Source organism: Ignavibacteriales bacterium (assembly GCA_026390595.1).
Taxonomy (GTDB): domain Bacteria; phylum Bacteroidota; class Ignavibacteria; order UBA10030; family UBA10030; genus UBA9647.
This window is the reverse complement of the sequence record JAPLFQ010000007.1, coordinates 62807-83172: the sequence shown is the minus strand read 5'-3', so window position 1 is coordinate 83172 and position 20366 is coordinate 62807. Positions and strand designations below refer to the sequence as shown.

Genomic DNA, 20366 nt, shown 5'->3' with positions numbered 1-20366 from the left:
CGCCCAACTTTGTTATTCGGTATTCGCTAATCGAGATTCATCATTCACTCGGTCAAGAGTTTGCATGAATTCCCCTTCAGATTTCGAGCGCTCCCTTTCTCCGTCCGAAGCCCGGCTACTGCCCGGACTCTCCACTCCCGCGCGCATCCAGGCGTTTCTGGACACTATTGAATATAGCGAGGAGGAACGATACCGATGTCCGCTCACTGTCCTCCGCGACAGAAAAGGGCATTGTTTCGATGGCGCTTTGTTCGCAGCTGCTATGCTGCGGCGCATCGGTCACCCTCCGCTGATTACGGATATCATCCCGAACGATAATGATGACGACCACATTCTTGCTCTCTACAAAGTGCGGGGTCACTGGGGTGCGGTGGCAAAATCGAATTACACCGGACTCCGGTACCGTGAGCCGGTGTTTCGGACGCTGCGCGAGCTGATCATGTCCTATTTCGAAGTTTTCTTCAACGCTGTTGGCGAGAAAACGATGCGTGCCTATACGAGACCTCTCAACCTCGCCTCATTCGATAGACTCGGCTGGATGACACATGACGAGGCGCTTGACGCTATCGGCGAGAAGCTCGATGACATCCGGAAAATCAAACCCCTCACTCCAGCCATGATTCGTGCTCTCTCGTATGCCGATGAGCGATCCGTACAAGCAGGCTTGCTCGGCGCAAAGGCTGCCGGTCTTTTCAAAGCAGTGAAGCGCGCTCCCCGTTCGACCTGAAACTGTTTACCTGGCTCTACAATGGATATCAAACCGGTTGTACTTGAAGGAACATACGTCCGCCTCGAACCGTTGACGCTGGAACACGTCCCGCGTCTCAGCGAGGTGGGACTTGATCCTGACCTCTGGCGCTGGACTCCATTTCTTTACAGCACGCCGTCTGACATGCGCGGTTACGTTCAGATTGCCCTGCGGGCAGAGGAACAGGGAACCGCCCTTCCTTTCGCCATGGTGGATCGCTCTTGCGGCCTCGTCATGGGCAGCACCCGCTTCGGCAGTATCGACGCTGCGAACTTGGGAGTTGAGATCGGCTGGACCTGGATAGCGCAGAGGTGGCAGAGAACGCCGATCAACACGGAGGCAAAGCACCTGATGCTCAGGCATGCTTTTGAGAAGTTCGGATGCATGAGAGTTCAATTCAAGACAGACTCTCTGAACACCCGGTCGCGTGCTGCACTGGTGCGCATCGGAGCTCGTGAAGAGGGGGTGTTCCGGAACCATATGATCACGTATTCAGGACGGATCCGCCACACGGTGTACTTCAGCATCATCAAATCCGAATGGCCGCTTGTCAAGGCTCAGCTCGAGGACAAACTGCAACGACCTTTTCACCCCGAAATCTGAAGCGGTTTCCGCACGATGTCACCCTTTGAATAATGAATTCAGCTTCACATCGATATAGTGCACTCCTGAAAGCGGCCTTTGCTGTCACCGTCTGGGGTGCGTCATTCATTGCCACCAAGCTTGCGCTCCGGGAGGTCTCACCCGTCGTCGTCATTTGGCTCAGGTTTGGCATCGGTGTAGTCATACTCGGCGGCTTCATCGTTCACCGTAAGGAACTCGCCTTTCCCCCCCGCCGCGAGCTCGGGTATTTCGCGCTCCTTGGCTTCCTCGGCATCACCTTCCATCAATGGCTCCAGGTAACCGGACTCGTAACCGCCAAAGCCACCACGACTGCCTGGATTATCACGACAATTCCGATTTTCATCGCGCTCCTCGGACGATTCATGCTGAAGGAACGACTCGGCTGGGATCGAATAGCGGGGATTTTTACTGCATCGATCGGCGTGATTCTCGTTGTCTCGCATGGCGATCTCCGATCGATTCTGCTCGGCACACTCGGCACGTTCGGCGACTCACTCGTGCTGATCAGCGCTGTGAACTGGGCAGTGTTTTCGGTCCTTTCCCGCAAAGCTCTCCAGGAACATCCCGCAACACAGATGATGTTTTTCGTTATGCTGTTTGGCTGGATATTTACCTCCGTGTGGTTTCTCGCGTTCCACCATGCCGGAGAGATCACGAACATTTCAATCACAGGCTGGACCAGTTTGTTGTTCCTTGGAATCGTTTGCTCCGGATTCGCGTATGTTTTCTGGTACGATGCGCTCAAGGCGCTGAGTGCTTCGCGGGTTGGATCCTTCTTGTACATCGAACCCCTGGTGGCAGTTATCGTCGCCGCGCTGGTCCTTGAAGAACCGTTGTTTGTGGCTGCATTCGCCGGCGGCGCGCTTATTCTTGCCGGTGTGTGGCTCGTGAACCGGCGAACGGCCCCGGAAGTCCCTCCTGAGTAGGCTTTCAGCGGATTTCCCGCACTGCGAATTGAGCAAGATCCGGGTGGTTGTTGTCGGGAGATTCTTCTATCGTAGAAGAAGACGGCAGGAGAGAAAAACAGAAATGGTAAACAAGAATTCGTCCCAGAGTGTGATAGACTATCAGCGTATCGAGCGCGCGATCGTATTTCTTCAATCGAACCATACCCGCCAGCCCGAATTGAAGGACATCGCCCGTTCTATTCACCTGAGTGAGTATCATTTCCAGCGCCTCTTCACCCGGTGGGCCGCGATCACCCCGAAGAAATTTCTTCAGTATCTCACGGTTGAACACGCGAAGCGAGTCCTCAAAGAGTCGCGCTCAGTTCTCGACGCGACGTTTGAGACTGGCCTCTCCAGTCCCGGACGGCTGCACGATCTTTTCGTTACCGTAGAAGCGATGACACCCGGAGAATTCAAGAATGAAGGAAGCGGACTGACGATACAGTACGGATTTCATCCGACACCGTTCGGAGAATGCCTGCTGGCAGTCACGGAAAGGGGAATTTGCGGGCTCTCCTTTGTGCCAACGGGGCAGCGGATAGAAGTGCTCGCAGAGCTGCGTGACCGGTGGGCCGGGGCGAAGCTCCGTGAAGATCCGCGTTCGACGCGGCCATACGTCGAGCAATTGTTCTCACGGTCCAAACAAGGCAGGACAAAATCGTTGTCTCTCCTGCTCAAAGGGACGAATTTTCAGATTAAGGTTTGGGAGGCGCTTCTGAGGATTCCGGAGGGAAGTGTTGTTTCCTATGAAGATGTAGCGCGCGCACTCAGAAATCCGAAGGCAAATCGAGCCGTGGGAAGCGCAGTCGGGAGCAACCCCATCGCCTACATTATTCCATGTCACCGGGTCATTCAGCGGGCCGGGGTCATAGGCGATTATCATTGGGGACCAGCGCGTAAGAAGGCGCTTCTGAGTTGGGAATGGGCAAAAGCCGACAAAGTGAAGAACAAAGTCGCATAGGTACAGCTTCGATGCTTCATTCGCTGCAAAAACATTTGGCAAAGAGGAGATTCTGGCATGAAAGAATCAACACCGTACCGAACAGTATTGGAAGAGACGCTGCATTATGCACTTCGGTACCTCGAGAATCTTGACAGTGAGCCGGTCGCGCCGCGGGCCGTTCTGGCTGACCTGCGTCGTCGCTTCGGGCGCCCTCTTCCTCAACTTGGACTCCCGGCCGATCAGGTGATTTCTGAACTCGTCAAGGAGACTGCCGGCGGTTTAGTGGGAAGTGCCGGGGGACGGTTCTTTGGCTGGGTCATCGGCGGTTCTGTGCCTGCATCTCTTGCAGCAGACTGGTTGACCTCGACATGGGATCAAAACGCAGCGTTGTATGCGGCAGGTCCGGCAGAGGCAGTGATTGAAGAAGTATGCGGAGCATGGCTGAAAGAATTGCTTGGCCTGCCGGCCACCGCCAGCTTTGCACTCGTCACCGGATGTCAGATGGCGCATGTGACCTGCCTGGCGGCAGCGCGTACTGCAATTCTGTCGAAACATGGCTGGGACGTTGAACGCCAGGGCTTGACTGGTGCACCGCGAATCCGAATACTCACTGGCGACCAAAAACATGGCACCATAGACAGGGCCGTACGCATACTCGGCCTCGGGACGGAAGCCATCATGAATCTGCCCGTGGATGTTGACGGCTGTCTGAAGTCCGATACACTTGCGAAAGCACTTGATGAATGCGTAAACGATCTAACGATCGTGGTGCTGCAGGCCGGCGATCTGAATATCGGTGCGTTTGATCATTTTTCAGATCTCATTCCATTGGCTCACCAACATAGCGCGTGGGTACACATCGATGGCGCATTTGGTCTCTGGGCAGCAACAAGCCCGGCGCATGCACCTCTGCTCAAAGGCGTCAATCTGGCCGATTCATGGGCTACCGATGGTCACAAATGGTTGAACGTTCCATTTGATTGTGGTTATGCGTTTGTAGCTCATCCGAAAGACCATCGGGCAGCAACCTCGTACCGGGCGAGTTATCTCACTCACGATCAGGAAGCACGAGACCAGATGGATTGGACTCCGGAGTGGTCGCGCCGCGGAAGAGGCGTGGCAACGTACGCTGCGATCCGGCAATTGGCCAGAAACGGCATAGCAGACCTCGTCGAACGGACATGCCGCTTTGCGCATGCACTTGTTACGCGGGTGGGAGCACTTCCCGGAGTTGAACTCGTGTGGGAACCGCAGATCAACCAGGGCCTCGTCCGCTTTCTCGACACAAAGCCGGGCGCGACCGAGACTGACCATGATCGACGAACGGACGCGATCATCGATGCAATACTCAAATCAGGTGAGGCGTTCTTCGTGGAACAACATGGCGTGGAAAACGCTGCATGCGGGTTTCAGTCTGCAACTGGCAAACGGATGATAAAGATGTCGATCGTGCTGTCAAGGCAGTACGGCGGGCACTCGCTGGCTGACGCGACCCTGGCGTCTCGTAAATGCGGATTTATAGTAAGCGCAGAGTATGATGGAACAATTCAAGGAAAAACTCATCGCGTGAATGAGATTGTTGCAGAATATCGATGATGTTGAAAGACTTTTCAACAAGCCGATCACTGCTCATTCTTCGATTCAGCTCAGTCGTGAAAACCCCGCCAAGGTAGAAATTCTTGCATTTGGGACTGACACTCATGGCATGCTCGAAGGATTTTCGAGCCGCCCCGTAACGTTCCAACGCGCCTGCTGGATCGATTCCTCCCTTGATTTCAATAACAGCGAGCAAAGTGTCTTCAGTTAGGAATGATACATCCGGCTCGGACGCGAATCGCATTGTAATATCATGTGAGAGGGTGTACTCATTCGCGATTTTTGTGAGTCTCTTGCCGATTTTTGGTTTAACGATCAGGGCCTTTTCAATTAGCCATTCGACTAAGAGGTGTTTTATCCTATCTTCCGCTATCTCCCCCACCTTATTGCGCATTACGCCATCGAGTGTTATCCCAAGGGTCGCTATTATTGTCCGTTTCCCATCTTCCAGGGTCCAGTCTGTTGAGTTCTTGACGATGGAACATATGAAAGCATTGTATGTTTGGGCCATGATTTTGGCTTTTCCATCACCGAGCTTCGTCCGCGTCGACTCACTCTCCAAGCTATCCACAGCACCAAAATAGTCTTTGGCGGCCTTTATGGAAAGACCACACAAGCCACGATAGTAGAAACTTGTGAATGGATTTTCAATCAGAACCTGAGGATGGCAGAAGACCAGTTTTGGATCATACTTCAGTTTATTCGCAATGTAATTCCAAACCCCTTCATCGATCATTAGTTCAGATCTGTGTCGCCAATCTAGTTGATCGTGGCAATTCTTGACAGCCTTGAAGGCAAGAAGATCTTTCTTGTGTTGAAGTGTGGTAACCAACAACTGCGATTTTATTTTTCGCAGTGATTCTGTGTACTCATTGGATCTCTTGTCCATATAGAACCTATGGCGTGTTCATTGAGTTGGCTTCGACCATACGTAAACACACTTACGCAGCTCGTTGCGACCGTGAGCTCCCATCTGTTGGCTACTGTTTCCCTTTCCGCGCGCGAGTACCCATATCGCTTCTACCTTGAGACCCGCAAGTTCGGCAAAGTGCGATAATATCGTGTCCACTGGAATTTCTTCTCCGTGATATTGAACGTTGTCATTGACCATGACAACCTTGCCACCCGGCGCTGTGACGCGAGCCAGTTCATGGATTACGAAACACATTTCTAGGAAGTAGTTCTCAATCATTGCCGGTATGTTTGAGTTGTTAAGCTTCTGCAGATCTCTAAGCTTGTATAATTTCGTCAAAACTTCATGAAGTGCTTTCTCGTCAGTGAAGGCCTTTAGAGCCTTAGAATATCTGGGTTCTTGGTTTCGCTTGTGGTACGCCTGAAACAGGTAGTCTCCTTTTGTTTTGTTCTCAACCGTCGCAGAAAGAAGCATCTGTCGCAGGGACTTGACGGCATCCTCACCATAGCCAAGGAACGCGAGTTCCAGAGCATATGTACGCGTGTAATCATAACGGTTGCAGTACGGGGGTGAAGTCAAAATCATGTCAAACGTATTCTCTGTCAACGTAGGGAGAACATCGAGGCACGAACCCTCGATAATATTTACATTTGAGGCATAGGCTGATCCATTCCTCGATCGAATATCGTCAACCATTGTCCCTAACTTCTGCATAATCGAAACCCAGAAACCGTATATTTTCCCCTTGTCAAAGTTGGATGTCAGTTTTCGGCCGGACCTCTTGTCCCAGCGAAGATACTGGCCATCCTTTCTTGTGAAACTTACATCCTCGAGGACAGAGAGGCAGGCAAACCAAAAAAGATATCGAATATCTCGGTCTTCTATGCGTCCCATAAACTGCACTAGGGAAGATATGGCATCTTCGGTTTGTTTGGAGAACGCACCTCGCGTGATGCCAAGATGAGGAAAGGCGTATGAGCCCCTCTTTGGCTTTTGTATCCAATCCTGCAACTTCGCGACATGGCTTTCGAAGTCTTTGACCGCAACTCCACCAGCTATTAACCGCGCTTTCATAGCAGCCGTTCCGACAGGCAGCAACTCGATACCTGTGGCTCGCCATCCCGACCGCGCGGAAGTTGTCAGAGTAGTCCCTGCACCAGCGAACGGGTCGAGAATTTTAGGAGTGCGCTTTGCGTCTGGCCGAAATTGAGCAATGAAATATTCAACCAATTGTGAGGAGAAGGCTTCCTTAAACTTGAGCCACCTGTAGAACGGTTGCTTCTTGTTGGCTTGGAACGATACGAGTTGTCTGACGAGATCTGGATTGACTGACATTTTTGAAACATATCGCTCATATAGGCGATCTCTCTCGCTCAGCCCTCTTCGGTGCGTACTCAATAGCCTTTCACTTGTTCGCCGGTTAGCTCCGCGTTCAATCATTCTGGCGTCATTCCGAGTTATTGGGGATACTTCTGTCACAATCTTAAGAAAACATTGAATCGAATTCCACACCGCAATCAAGATGCAAATGATTTTCCGCTGGTCCCGGCACAGACATTACTCCTATACTTCTCAATACAATACGCGTTGTTCGCCCACTTCCAAAGCAATGATTCTGTCCGAGAGATTCTGGTTTGCTGCCGCCTGGCGGAGCAAATCGATCGGTTCGTTTGGATTGGTAGTTGGACCATAAAACATCGTGCCGAAATGCATGGGCATCATGTACTTGGCCCCGACATCTTTGAAAATCTGAAGTGCTCCGAGAGGATTTACGTGCACGCGCGATCCCATGCCTCCCGAAGAACCCGGGGCGATAGGAACTATGGCCAGATCAATAGTGAACCGTCTGCCGATTTCTTTGAAGATCTCAGGATTGTAGCCTGTGTCTCCCGCGAAGAAGACCGAGAATTCTTTGTATTGGATGACATAGCCGGTATACCCAAGCGTCCCCAGCCACGCCCCGTCAAATCCGTACCGTCCTGTGAAATGCTGTACGGGCACTGCGGTGATCCTGAGTCCATCTCTCTCAATCATCTGCCACGGCTTTAGCTCGGCCACCTCTTCGAATCCGAAATCCGGAGTGTACTCGGCCGCTCCCAGCGGGACCGCGAGTATGCCATTCTTCGGCAACATATCCAGGCTGCCGTAGCTGAAATGATCGAAATGAATGTGAGAGACGACCGTCGCATCGACCTTCGTCAGGATGGCGGGATCGAGGGCCGTCTTGACATAGCGTTTGACGACCATCCCGAGTGTGTTGGTGAGAAACGGATCTGTGACAATGATCTTGTCGTGAATCTGGATGAGCACGGTTGCGTGACCGGCCCACGAAACTGCGAGGTTGGCGTTGGGCAGAACCGGCGACGCGATCATGTGCCCGGGAGCAGGAATCGGATCACCAATCGATTCAATGGACTGTGAGACGATGCGTGTGATGTACGAACTGCAGCCGTTGAGCCCAAACACCAGAAACATGAGACAGAGAGTGATTGCGGGTCGAAATCTCATTGTGCGATTTGCCTGTTCACTTGACTGATTCTGGAGCCGCGATGACGCCGACGTTGGCGATGGTTTCTCCCTTTTTCATGGAAGGCACCGCACAGATATAGAGCACGATGCCGGCTACGGGAGAGGTTGCTTCGTACGTTGTCTTCCCCACATAATCCGTCACGTACCCCACCTTCATCCCGCGTTCAACGTACGTCCCCTTCCGCACCAGCGGATAGAACATTCCGGTCTGCTCGCTCGCGATGGACGCAACACGTTCTATCCAGACAGGATGGCTCACCGGTCTGGCAGTACCGGGGAGCATCTTCAGATAACGCATGACATTGAGGCAACCGCTCATGAGTGCCTGGAGATCGTCCGGCTCGACGGTTCCCGCGTATCCTGCCTCAACGGTGATCGATGGTTTACCACGGGTTGTTGCCGTGTTTTCGAGATAGCGCGAAGCGTTGGGATCCTTCGGTCTATCGGCTGATATGATGATGTGATCGAGGCCAAAGGCCAGAACCATCTCGCGCGATATCCCGTCCTGTGCCTCGTTCCCGGTTTTCGTCCAGTAGCTGTAGGGGCGCAGGCTTTCGTCAAGGTCACCGCCATGGAGGTCGATGAGATGATCGCACCGGTCGACAACGTGCTTCGTAATGAAATAGGAAACCCGTTCGGTCTGCGTGCCATTGGGCCTGCCCGGATACATCCGGTTCATGCTGATCCCGTCAATAGGATTAATGTGTGGCACCTTTCGCTCGAACGATTGAATATTTACGAGCGGCACGATGATCACCGTGCCGGCGATCTCCGAAGGATTGAGCATCGTGATCAACTTTTCGAGCGCAATGATCGATGTATACTCTGTTCCGTGTGCCCCCGCGACGAGAGCGAGGACAGGACCTGGGCGCGAACCGTGCACAACCGCGACAGGGATGCTTGTTGATGTGTCAATTCCCCGCGGAACTTCGAGTACCCCCGTGGCAGTCTGACCACGAGCCGCCGTCGCCGTACCAACGGTAAAGGACGCGCCATTCTGTGCTTGTGAAACCGATACGAGAACTGCAATCAAAGCCAGGAAGGAGAACTTGATTCGTCGCATGGTTGAACTCCCTTGTGATGATGAATTGCAAGAAGACCGGAGGCTTCTTTCCGGCGAGTTTTTGAAGATCGGGTGTTTTGGAGTGGCTTGTCGCTGATTCTTCACTGTCCGAAGTCCTCGTTCCCATTCATATCGGATTGTAACAGCCTGAGACCACCACGGGTTCAATTTGTACTTGTTGAACAGCGTCATCGAGACAAACCGGTGTCCGTTGGTCTCTATATCGAATTTGTCAATGATTGTGAACCATTGCTTCCAGGATTTTCCGGTCTTCCCTTTGACCTTTTCATCACTGATTTTCACAAAGGTGGTTTGGGCTTTGGGCATGAAGTTGATCCGATTTTTGTGACTGTTAATGTCGGGACGTTCAATTGAACGTCCCGACCATCGAGCATTTGAAGCGGAGCAACACTTCGCCTCACGAGCTATTCCCGATGTTGTTTATCGGGATCGTTTCTTTGTCCCGGAGAGGTTTGTTCTCCGGCATCCGGTTAGAAAACAAACGTCTTCCCCGCTACTGTGGCATCGGTCACGAGGACTGTCGGACGTGGAATCATCCATGCCGGCCTTGGTTTGAACGTGCTCATGACTGCTTCCGGCATGCCACGTACGATTTGAATTGCCCGCAGCCGAAACGGACGTCCTTTTGCTAGCGTCACTTCCATCTCAGCTGCAGCCGAAGACATCCCGAAGCAGAGAATCGGCCATCGGGGGATTCCCCCGCTCGATTCTTGCCCCATCGGTTGCCCGTTCATGCGAATTCGGTAGATTCCCTCTGACTTGTCGGTATTCAAGAGCATCATCTGAGCATCTGACGATGATTGCACTCTCAGCTTCAGCGTTCGGGCGGAGTCAACTGTTTCATCGCTCAAGAGCCTGATGTCAGGAACTTCACAGCGTATGACACGCGCAGTGTCGGTGAGGAGGGGTCTCCATGCGAATGGTAAGAATTCCGGCAACGATCTGGCCTGTCGCGCGTCGGAGAAGAACTGACCGGTCCACGTGTCTACGTTCGTTTCCCACGAAATCCAGCGTGCGCTTCCATTATCTGCGTCGTAGGCGTACAGAATACTATTGGGTTGTGGAAAACGTTCGCTTGGCGTGATTGAAAACAAGGCAAGGGCTATGAAACTCACTGCAGCTACAACTCCTGCACCGGCAATGAGCTCATCGCTCCTGCGAGGAAGCAGAGCCAACGACAATTGGAGCGTGCCAAAGAGAATCACAATGAGTCCGACTAAGCCGGCGGCAACAGAAAGAGTCACGAGTTCATACAGGATGTACATCACCTGCGTGAAGAGGAAGATACCCGGCGTGAGGCACAATACCATGAGTGTGAGGCTTCTCCATGTGAAAATGTCCACATCCCTGCTCATAAGAATAAGTCCAGCGCAGACGAGCGTCAGCACCAACGGTACGAGAACAATATAGCTGCCGCCGGGCAAATAGAACACAGCGAGCCACGCAAGGATGAGCCATAGGCCGACCGGACCGATTGCCAGATTGAAAACGCCGAATCTCCCGGCAAGTTTGTGTTGGAAGGACACGGATATGGCGATGCCGAGCGCAAGAAATCCACCTAAATAGAGATCACTGTGATGAATCGCGTCCAGAAAGAAAAGCCTGTGCTCCGGTTGGAGCGGGCCAAGCACATTCCACAGAACCTGAACTACGCCCGCAGCCACAACAACGCGGAAGACAAAGATCGAAAGCGCAATGAACAAGCGGGAGACGGTGAGCTGGTGTTTCCTGAATCCGACGAACACCACGAAGACGAACGCGAGCGTGGCAACGACAACGATCGGCGTGTTCCAAGACACCGGGTAGATCACCATGCTTGGAAAGAGGAAAGAAAAGTAGACAACGTCCGGCGCCGTTGTCACACTGAGATCGAGATTGCCGAATCGTAACGCTGAACTCAGCATGTTCTCTCCGTGATGTTGCATCGTGCGGAGATCCATATGGGCGACATCGTCACGAACGCTGTGGTAGTCGATTACAGAATTGCCGTGGGCAAAATTCAAACCGCTCGACGCTTTTTCCTTGAAGACCGAGAAATCCGTGTTGAGCGGCAAGCGCTTATAGAGCGCATACGTTAAGGAAGTGGCAAACTTCCTGGGGACTGCTCGGTCGAACTCCCGCACGACCCACCCATTCTGGTCGTTCGTTTCAAACATGATCGACGGCCCGCCCGACCCTCTCGCTTCAAAATTCATAGCAAAGCCAACCTTGTCAGCCATTGGGGACTGGCGAACAAACGCCTTCGCCCCGAGCATTCCCATTTCCTCGCCGTCAGTGAAAAGGATGATGAGATCGTTCCTGAGCGGCGGGCGGGACTTGAGCGCCCGCACCGTCTCGAGGATCGCCGCGAGAGAATAGCCGTCATCGTTTGCCCCGGGAGCAAGAAACACCGTGTCATAGTGCCCAGCCAGGAGAACAGCCTTCGTGTTGTCGGTTCCCCTGATGGTGGCGATGACATTCTCAACGACGGCCGCTTGAGTGAAGCTCGTGATCGTCGTCTTCTGAACGACCGGAGCGAGTCCCAATGCGGACAATTGATTGCAGAGATATTCCCGAACGCGCGCTGCGGCCGGCGTCCCGCTGACATGGGGCTCGGCGGCAATCACGCCCAAGTGCTTCATTGCGCGTTCTGAGGAGAAGAGGGTTGAGTCTGCAGATTCCGGAAGCGCTTCCGGCGGTCGGGTTTGGTAAAGCGCCACAAGGACTATGAGCGCTATCGCGGCTATGAAGAGAGCAGAGCCCAGGATGGGTTTCAATGGAACACGTCCTTTCGTTCCAAGAATTTCAGAACCGCAATGTCGTTCTTCATCCCTCGAGGTTCTGGTCGGGATGTTCAATTGAACATCCCGACTAACAGATAATCGTTGAGCGAAGCGTCGCTTCGCTCAACGGACTACTCCTGCAGCTTTGGATGTTTCAGGTGATAATCCGTCGCATCCTGGAACTGCTTCGCCACTGCCAGCAGCTTCGCTTCCCCAAACAACTGGCCGATGAAACTGATGCTTGTCGGAGTTCCTTCTTTCGTGAAGCCGTCCGGAAGCACAACACACGGATGCCCTGTGAGATTGGTGAGGAGAAGGTCGCTCCCGCCAAATGACGGGGCCACATAGACATCGATGTCTTTCATCAGCTTGTGCATGTCCTGGATCACCAGGTAGCGGACGCGGTTCGCCTGAATGTATTCCACGGCAGGGATGAAGCGCGAACTCCGGAAAGAATTCGGCCACGCTCCCTTGTTCTGCCGCACCAGCATGTCGTCCTTGCCGCTGCGAGTGAGTTCGTCAAACGCCGCTGCAGCCTCCGCTTCGAGAATGATCGAAAGACCATCCAGGGACGTCTTTGGAAGTTCGATCGGGATCAGTTTCGCGCCCAGACCTCGTAGGACTGCCAACACAGAATCGCTGGTCGCTTTGTTGAACTTCACGCTGTCGAATTCCGTCTTCAAATATCCGATCCGGATTTTCTTCCAATTGATCTTCGGATCATAATTGAACGGCGCATCATAGAGAGTCTGATCAACCCCATCGGGACCGCAGATGACGTTGAAGACAAGTGCACAATCTTCGACAGTCCGACAAATCGGACCGATCTTGTCCATCGACCAGCTCAATGCCATGGCGCCTGTACGGCTTACACGTCCGTAGGTCGGCCGCAACCCGGTTGTGCCGCAGCGTGTCGACGGAGAAACGATCGAGCCGAGCGTTTCAGTGCCGATCGCAAAGCCCACCAACCCCGCCGCGGTGGCTGAAGCAGAGCCTGCAGACGACCCGCTGGATCCCTGCTTGTAATTCCACGGATTGCGTGTCTTTCCGCCGAACCAGACGTCACCCATGGCCAGTTCACCCATCGTGAACTTCGCCACCAACACAGCTCCGGCATCCCGGAGTCTCTTCACAACCGTCGCATCTTCATCGATCACCTGTTCTTTGTACGGCACCGAGCCCCACGTGGTCTTGTATCCCTTGACAGAAAGCAGATCCTTCACACCGTACGGGATACCATGGAGTGCGCCGCGATACTTCCCTTTCGCGATTTCCCGGTCTGCTTGTCTCGCCTGTTCGAGCGCGAGGTCATCCGTGAGAGTCACATAGCATTCCAGCTTCGGCCCGTATTTCTTCAGCCGATTCAAGTACATGATCGTTAACTGCTCCGACGTCACCCTGCGTGTCCGCACCAATTCCGCCAGATGGCTGACAGAAGAGAATGCAAGGTCTTCGAAGTTCATCGGCAGTATCGTTTTTCCCATCCGGCTCGATTTGAACGGCTTCTTGACCTTCTCGAACTCGAACCCGGCTGGAATTGGATTAAACTGGATCGCCGGCGGAATGCCGTTGGGGATTGTGATACCACGCATTTTCGCGTAACCGTCGAGCTGCTCGGCAAGGTTCTCGCGCATCGAGTCGCGTTTCGCGGCGTCGAAATTGAGTCCGATGATTTTCTGTGCCTGTTCCACCATCTCCGGTGTAATCGGGTTCGGTTTTTTTGTTTGCTGTGCCCAAAGCACCGGTGAAACGCAAAGAAGCACAGCCGCTATTATTGTTCGATGACATTGAGAGTATCGGCTCACGGTGGTCACTTTCTATCTGGGCGATTCGGTCTGATTGAGCGGCTTGTCTGTTTTGCTGTAATCGAGTTCGGAGCCCAGAATGCTGTGAGGAATGAGATAGACAACAATCATGATAATGGATGCTGCGAGAGCCCACCGTTTCGGGTTTTTCGCTCTGGCGAAGGCAACTGCGGCGACAACCCAGCCGAGAAACGCGACCGCGGTCTTGTTATCGGTAAGATCTGTTCCGAACGGCCAGCCGGTCCACCATGCATTGAATGCATAATACTGCATCAACGGACCCAGGATAAACCCGCCCACCGCGAGAAACCCAAGGGTCGCATACATGTACGATTTGAATTTGGGTTCCTGAGTGAAGTACTCCAGTCCTGCCCGAGCCGAGAACAGGAAAGCAAAGAACATGGCCAATACGTGCGGGATAATAATCCAGACCGGCGTATTACCCCGAAATCGGATGATGATCGGGTCGACGCCCGTCAGGCTTGCCTGCTTGTCCCCTTCTTGGATTTCTACTTTGTACAACAGTTTGCCCGCTACGGGTTGATGGGGTAACTCTGCTTTCAACGCGCCGTTCGAAAAAGTCATTGGCACCTGCGTCCACGGATCGTCTGTCTTGTATCGTTTCCAGAAGAGAACTCCCGTTACAGACTGGTCGTCGGTTTTCACTTCCACCGGAGCATTGGTTTCACCGGCGTGACTTCGGTCGAGCTTGAAGACAATTGCCCTGCCGTTGAGTTGCGCTTTTCCCGATACCGGATAGGTTGGGCCGGTCACACGTTGGTATACGAGTGATATCAGCGTTATGAGAACTGCGAGAATCCAAAAAAGAACTGATCGCTTCATAGTGCTGTCTTTCCTTTCTTCTGTTCGGTCGAGAAATAGTTTCTGAGCGGATCGAACACGAACACTTTCCATCCACTCTTATGATTCTTTTTTTCCGTCTCGTTGGGGAAATTCGAATGCTCGAGTGTGATTTTTGTCCCCTTCCCCGAAGGGGCAACTGTGTACCTCACAACCGATTCCTCGTTGAACTCCGGCCAGTCTCCGGGAAGCCATGTATAGACAATCGACTTGCCTGGTTTGAACTCCAGCACTTTTCCTTTCACCCATCCATCGAACATCTCGAACTTGCCGCCGACTTTCGAAGAAACCGTCCCTTTTTGGCCGCACCATCGTGCAATCAGCTTTGAATCCGTGAGAGCGGCGAACACGTCGCCGGGCTTTTCCGGAATAGTTGTGGTAAGCTTGAATGATGATGGCTTCATTTCATCCTCCTCACAGTGCCTGAACATGAACAATCTCGACGATAATGCCCCACATATGAATACTCGCCGCGTTCTTCAATTCCTTCGCCTCAAAGCTGACACGCATGCCGTTCTTCCTGAATTCTGCCGGCAAATTGACCGGATCGTACGATCTGCCGTCGTCTCCGTTGATGCCGTAGAATCCTCCTTCGAGCTGAATATAGGCGACCGTACCGGTGACAACGATGTTGTCTCCGAAATCGGTGCTGCAAGACAGGGAAAGCAGGGCGAACATCATCAATACGGCACCGGCGACAATGGGGCGGCATCTATGGCTGTATGGTTTCATGACGCTGACTTCTGAATGTGAATGAGTTCGATCTACGGGGAATCAGTTGTTCTTCCGGGAGATGAAACGAAAATGGCGATGAGCATGATCAGCGGACGGCACTTCTTCGTTCTTCAGGACGCTGATAGAACCATCGATTTCCAGCACCGCGAGGCTTACCTCTTCAGCAGCTGCAATGCCATGTTCACGCAAAGCCTGCATCAGTACGTCCTCGCTTATCCTTTCCTTGTCCAGATGTTCCTGGATGATTTTGCCGTGCCTGATTAACAGTGTGGGTGTCCCCTCAACGAACCGCCTCATTTTTCTGCTCTTCCAGGCAACCCGGGTAACAGCGGCATTCAGGAGCAGGAGCGTAACGGCAGCAACGATTCCGGCTGAGACTGATGTATCTGCTCCGGTCATAGCGTTCTGAACAGCATTGGATATCAGCAACAGGAGCGCAAGATCGAATGGCGTCATCTGTCCGGTTTCGCGTTTGCCCATCAGCCGGATGCCGATGAGGATGACGAAATAGACGATGGCTGTCCGGAGGATTATTTCGAGCAACTGTTCAGAAAAATTCCACATACTGCACCTCAAGGGAATGGCACACTGATACCACTGATGATACGTGATCTATACTGATTGATCTAGCTGTGTGCGTCATGTGCTTCTTTTGTGTCATCTGTGTGCTCTTAGCGGGGCAAACCGTCTCTATTGAGCGCGAGTCTGCTGATATAATCCAAATTCAGCGACGGTCAGTGTTCCAAGGTCGGTCTTCACCGTCCGTGCATTGACGGCTTTAAACAGATCCCCCTGTATGTACCAAAGACGGGATGACAGGAGCTTTGCAGATCCGTCGGGGAGTGAAATCTGGAGATCGGTGAATTTTTCGAAGTCCCGTGATTTCCTGTACGTCGGAAGATTGCCTGTTACGACGAACGGAACATCGAGATTCTTTTGCATTTCCGCGATCGTCCGGATGCACCGGGCTTGTTCCTCGCTTGTTGCTCTTAATGGCAATCGCGTGCTTACGATACCGACGTCTCTCACACCAGCGTCGATGGCGACAAGAAGAGCTGTTTCAGTGAACGCAGAAGGGACATCATATTCCTTCTTTTCGTTTGAACGGATCGGGTACATACTAAACACCGCGTTCCCAAACTGGCGTCCCGAGATGTCGATCGATTCACCGAATACATGCCGCATGTCCATGAGCGCGGCGAGTTCGCTTACAAAGTCGACACGGGTTTTGACGTTCGGATACCTGGTAATCCCCTGCACGGCCAGGATTTCGATTTGTTCTTTCTTCAGAGCCGCGGAGAATCGTTCGATATCCTTTTTTTCGATTCGTTTCCCGTAGCCGGAGAGGTCCATGCATGCCACTTTGACGCTCAGTGCCAGTTTTGGCTGGGGAGTGGCCGAAGCGTCAGATTTTGACACTGTCGGGGGAGCCGAGCAACCCGCTAGGAAGAGAAAACCAATGATTACGGTGCTGCAGATACAGCGCATATCAGCATTTCGGTTGAGTTCTGGAGGATGCCTTTTGTTGCGAAAAATACTCTTTTCTCATCAAAGAATCACTTCTTTGCGATCTTTGCGACTTTGCGTGAGAATTCCTTTCCTTGAATTGTCCCGGCAATCGGTACAACACAAACCATTGCACGGGCGTGCCTTGATATTCAGTCCGCATTGCACCCCGGGGTTCTTTTCACACAGCCCTTCATAGGTCTCTCTTCGACGGTGCTTCTGAAACATCCTGCCAATTCGCGCGCGCGATTTTTCCGTTGTCGCTCCATCTTGAGCAGCGATGACGGCCTCATACGCAGGTTTTCTCACACTTGACTCACTTCCAAATATACCGAGTTTTCGGTATTGCGGTTCTGGAATCGCGTGCGCACTTTTCCATTGTCGGTACTTCACGATACAGCTTGTCGGTACTTTGCGGACGTTGATGTTGTTCCGATACTTGTTTACTATCGCCTTGTCGTTGTACAGGCTAACGAAGACTCACCGCGGTGTTGCACTAGTTAGCCGCAAGCGAAGATTCTTTTCATAAGGCGTTTTGCGGCAGCTTGGATCAACTGAAACTCAATAGCCAGGTTATCTAGCACTCATAGGGACACCAGTTCTTACAACTCTCAAACCCACGGAGGTCGCAAAAAGTGAAGAAAGTGACTGCGTTCGTTGGTAGCGCTCGCAAACAGCACACCTACAATGCCGTTCGTCAGTTCCTGAGCTCCTTGGAGTCGCTCGGTGACATCGAGAGCGAGATCGTCCGCCTAAGTGAGTGCAACTTGGAGACCTGCAAGGGATGCAAGCTGTGCTTTGAAAAGGGTGAGGAGTTTTGTCAGTTCAAGGATGACCGCGATTTGCTCATCCAAAAGATGATGGCATCGGACGGGGTTGTCTTCGCATCCCCGAACTACTCGTTCCAGGTCTCCGGCATCATGAAGGGGTTTCTCGACAGACTCGGATTCGTGTTTCATCGTCCGCGCTTCTTCGGCAAAGTGTTCACAAGCATCGTGGTCCAAGGTATCTATGGCGGGCCAAAAATCGTGCAATACCTGGACTTCGTCGGCAACGGTTTAGGTTTCAACGTAGTCAATGGAATTTGTCTCACGTCGCTCGAGCCGATAACTGACGAAGCACGAAGGAAGAATGATAGCGTTCTCAAGGCGCAAAGCAGGATATTTTTCGACCGACTTTCTCAGAGGCCTTATCCCGTACCATCTCTCCTCAAGCTCATGATCTTCAGAATGTCTCGAAAAAGCATTGGGCTGATGCTCAACGACAGCTCCCGCGATTACACATACTACCGCGACAAGGGTTGGTTTGAATCAGACTACTTCTATCCAGTTCCATTAAATCTGTTCAAGAAAGCCATCGGAACTCTGTTTGACTACACTGCATCGAGAATCGCCAAAAGGTAATCAGGTGCGTTCTCTCGATCCTGAAACAGCGCGAACTAATTGACTTCACTTGTTGCCGCAAAAACGCGATCAGTATGGAACTTCGCCTGCGGCTAACAAACGCCAAAACGACGCTCGCTCACTGCATATGCAAGGCGAATACATGGTTGGCACAATAAATAGGCTCGCTCCATTGCTCAGCGCCAGAGCAATCGATGTTCAGTTCGGTACAGGCGCTTCGCAACGGCAGTTTGCCTAAACGTTATGGGCAACGCAGCCTGGACAACATGTAGCGGGTGCGCCCGGCGTATTTTCAATCACGAAAGGAATTAACATCGTGCACATTCAATCCGTTGACCGTGACGTTCGTGAACTACTGGCCTCCAATTTCTACCGGATACCACGATTCCAGAGACCGTACTCGTGGGATCTAGAAAATATCGAAGAGTTCTGGAGCGATGTCGCAGGAGCTCAGCGAGCCGATGCCGACTATTTCATCGGTTCAATGGTCGTATACTCGGAACGCGGCGATATCAATATTGTTGACGGGCAACAAAGGCTCACAACTATTGCCATTGCCATTTGCGCGCTCCGCGATGTTTTCGAGCAAGAAGGCTTCCATCAACTCGCGCTGGGTGCGCAAAGTCTCATTGAGAGAAACACCGAGGACAACGTGACCCGATATGTTGTCAGCACAGAATCGTCCTATCCATATTTCCAGAACCGCGTGCTCTCTTTTGGCAATCGGCCGGTACTAAATCTCCAGGTTGGACCAGAGGAAGAGAATATTCAGGTTGCGTATGACTCGCTCAAAACCAATATCGCCGGCGCAATCGCTCCAGTGAAGGCAAAAGAACGAGTCACTGATGATGAACGACGTCAACAAATCGAACAAACCCTTGTCGGCATTCGCAATCGCATCCTGTCTCTCAAACTCATTCTGATCAGGCTCACCGACGAAGATGATGCATACGTCATCTTTGAGACCATAAACACGCGTGGCAAAGACCTTAGCGTGTCTGACCTACTTCGCAACTTCTTTACTCGACACCTTCGTGCGCCGAATCTCCAAGCCGATACTGCGAAGATCCAATGGCAGAACGTTCTTCACGTCATCAATCAATCCTCCGCCGAGTTGGTTGTTGATACATATCTTCACCATCACTGGCTCTCTCGGCACAGTTATGTCACCCTCAAAGAGTTATTCAAGAAAATCAAGGATGAGATCCACGGCGCTGGCATTCAAGGCTATCTTGATGAACTCGAACGTGACGCAGCCACCTATCGACTCATTCACGAAACCACCTACGCCACATGGCAGCCACACGAGGTTTCCATTCAAAGCTCACTTAAAGCGTTTCTCCTTTTTCGAGTCCGGCAACAGACGCCTTTCGTGCTCACATTGCTCCGAGACTATAAGGCAGGTCATCTCAAATTCCGACAGGTTGCTCCTGTCTTGAGATCATTGGAGAGTTTTCACTTCCTGTTCAATGCTGTCACCCAGCAGCGCTCCTCAGGTGGCATTTCCATGATGTTTGCGTCCTCGGCTATCCAACTTGATCAGGCTGACAGTTCGCAGAGAAAACAAGTGGCACTTCGTGAACTTGTTACAAAGTTGCGACAGCGTGTGCCACTCTTCGACGTTGTTCGTGTGAATTTTCGGGAAATCATTTTCACCAACACATTCACGAAGAACAGATCTCTTGTGCGATACATCTTGTCTAGGTTTGACGAAGCGGCGCGCCCCGGAGTGACTTTGGATTACAGTACAATGACCATAGAGCATCTCTGTCCGCAGAATCCTGACGGGCAACCGCTTCCCGATAACATCCTTGGGATGATGGGCAATCTGATACTAGCAGAGTGCTGAAAAACAGAGTGTAAGCGTATTATTGTCTTTGGATAAACAGAACTGTCATCGTCTGAGTGAT

At 52.3% G+C, this 20366-nt stretch carries 18 protein-coding genes; 7 read left to right on the top strand and 11 right to left on the bottom strand.

Going from position 1 to position 20366, the window contains the following annotated elements; genetic code table 11:
• Nucleotides 1-64 precede the first annotated feature (64 nt).
• The 5 genes from NTU47_02795 (at nucleotide 65) to NTU47_02775 (ending at nucleotide 4858) form a co-directional block, all read left to right on the top strand.
• Entirely contained in the window at nucleotides 65-727 is a 663-nt protein-coding gene (locus NTU47_02795; protein MCX6132718.1) for a hypothetical protein, read from the top strand.
• A gap of 21 nt (nucleotides 728-748) precedes the next feature.
• Nucleotides 749-1351 (top strand): GNAT family protein, encoded by a 603-nt coding sequence (locus NTU47_02790; protein MCX6132717.1) that lies wholly within the window; start codon nucleotides 749-751, stop codon nucleotides 1349-1351.
• A 32-nt stretch (nucleotides 1352-1383) separates the two neighbouring features.
• Entirely contained in the window at nucleotides 1384-2298 is a 915-nt protein-coding gene (locus NTU47_02785; GenBank protein ID MCX6132716.1) for a DMT family transporter, read from the top strand.
• Between the two features lie 103 nt (nucleotides 2299-2401).
• Nucleotides 2402-3280: a methylated-DNA--[protein]-cysteine S-methyltransferase gene (locus NTU47_02780; GenBank protein ID MCX6132715.1), complete on the top strand. Its 879-nt coding sequence runs from the start codon at nucleotides 2402-2404 to the stop codon at nucleotides 3278-3280.
• Nucleotides 3281-3337: 57 nt separating this feature from the next.
• Nucleotides 3338-4858: a pyridoxal-dependent decarboxylase gene (locus NTU47_02775; GenBank protein ID MCX6132714.1), complete on the top strand. Its 1521-nt coding sequence runs from the start codon at nucleotides 3338-3340 to the stop codon at nucleotides 4856-4858.
• On the opposite strand, the gene NTU47_02770 is transcribed toward NTU47_02775, so the two are convergent.
• The 11 genes from NTU47_02770 to NTU47_02720 form a co-directional block, all read right to left on the bottom strand.
• Nucleotides 4779-5594: an XcyI family restriction endonuclease gene (locus tag NTU47_02770; protein ID MCX6132713.1), complete on the bottom strand. Its 816-nt coding sequence runs from the start codon at nucleotides 5592-5594 to the stop codon at nucleotides 4779-4781. The genes NTU47_02775 and NTU47_02770 overlap by 80 nt on opposite strands.
• 171 nt (nucleotides 5595-5765) lie before the next feature.
• Nucleotides 5766-7211 (bottom strand): hypothetical protein, encoded by a 1446-nt coding sequence (locus tag NTU47_02765; protein MCX6132712.1) that lies wholly within the window; start codon nucleotides 7209-7211, stop codon nucleotides 5766-5768.
• Nucleotides 7212-7343: 132 nt separating this feature from the next.
• Nucleotides 7344-8279: an MBL fold metallo-hydrolase gene (locus NTU47_02760; GenBank protein MCX6132711.1), complete on the bottom strand. Its 936-nt coding sequence runs from the start codon at nucleotides 8277-8279 to the stop codon at nucleotides 7344-7346.
• Nucleotides 8280-8295: 16 nt separating this feature from the next.
• Complete coding sequence (locus NTU47_02755; GenBank protein MCX6132710.1) at nucleotides 8296-9363, bottom strand: M14 family metallopeptidase; 1068 nt, start codon at nucleotides 9361-9363, stop codon at nucleotides 8296-8298.
• A gap of 491 nt (nucleotides 9364-9854) precedes the next feature.
• On the bottom strand, nucleotides 9855-12140 hold the full coding sequence (locus tag NTU47_02750) for a M20/M25/M40 family metallo-hydrolase (protein MCX6132709.1): 2286 nt from the start codon (nucleotides 12138-12140) through the stop codon (nucleotides 9855-9857).
• Nucleotides 12141-12277: 137 nt separating this feature from the next.
• Nucleotides 12278-13951 carry an amidase gene (locus NTU47_02745; protein ID MCX6132708.1) on the bottom strand — a complete coding sequence of 558 codons (1674 nt, stop codon included), beginning with the start codon at nucleotides 13949-13951 and terminating at the stop codon, nucleotides 12278-12280.
• A 12-nt stretch (nucleotides 13952-13963) separates the two neighbouring features.
• Complete coding sequence (locus tag NTU47_02740) at nucleotides 13964-14794, bottom strand: hypothetical protein (protein ID MCX6132707.1); 831 nt, start codon at nucleotides 14792-14794, stop codon at nucleotides 13964-13966.
• A complete protein-coding gene (locus tag NTU47_02735) occupies nucleotides 14791-15216 on the bottom strand; it encodes an SRPBCC domain-containing protein (GenBank protein MCX6132706.1) in 426 nt (141 codons plus the stop codon). Before NTU47_02735 ends, NTU47_02740 begins: the two co-directional genes overlap by 4 nt.
• Nucleotides 15217-15226: 10 nt before the next feature.
• The gene (locus NTU47_02730) at nucleotides 15227-15544 is read right to left on the bottom strand and encodes a hypothetical protein (GenBank protein ID MCX6132705.1); all 318 of its coding nucleotides are present in this window, start codon (nucleotides 15542-15544) and stop codon (nucleotides 15227-15229) included.
• A gap of 42 nt (nucleotides 15545-15586) precedes the next feature.
• Nucleotides 15587-16111 (bottom strand): DUF421 domain-containing protein, encoded by a 525-nt coding sequence (locus NTU47_02725; GenBank protein ID MCX6132704.1) that lies wholly within the window; start codon nucleotides 16109-16111, stop codon nucleotides 15587-15589.
• Nucleotides 16112-16237: 126 nt separating this feature from the next.
• Entirely contained in the window at nucleotides 16238-16966 is a 729-nt protein-coding gene (locus NTU47_02720; protein MCX6132703.1) for a hypothetical protein, read from the bottom strand.
• 722 nt (nucleotides 16967-17688) lie between these two features.
• Here NTU47_02720 and NTU47_02715 point away from each other — a divergent pair.
• Nucleotides 17689-18456 carry a flavodoxin family protein gene (locus NTU47_02715; protein ID MCX6132702.1) on the top strand — a complete coding sequence of 256 codons (768 nt, stop codon included), beginning with the start codon at nucleotides 17689-17691 and terminating at the stop codon, nucleotides 18454-18456.
• A gap of 316 nt (nucleotides 18457-18772) precedes the next feature.
• Nucleotides 18773-20305, top strand: coding sequence for a DUF262 domain-containing protein (locus NTU47_02710; protein ID MCX6132701.1), 1533 nt, complete (start codon nucleotides 18773-18775; stop codon nucleotides 20303-20305).
• Nucleotides 20306-20366 lie beyond the last annotated feature (61 nt).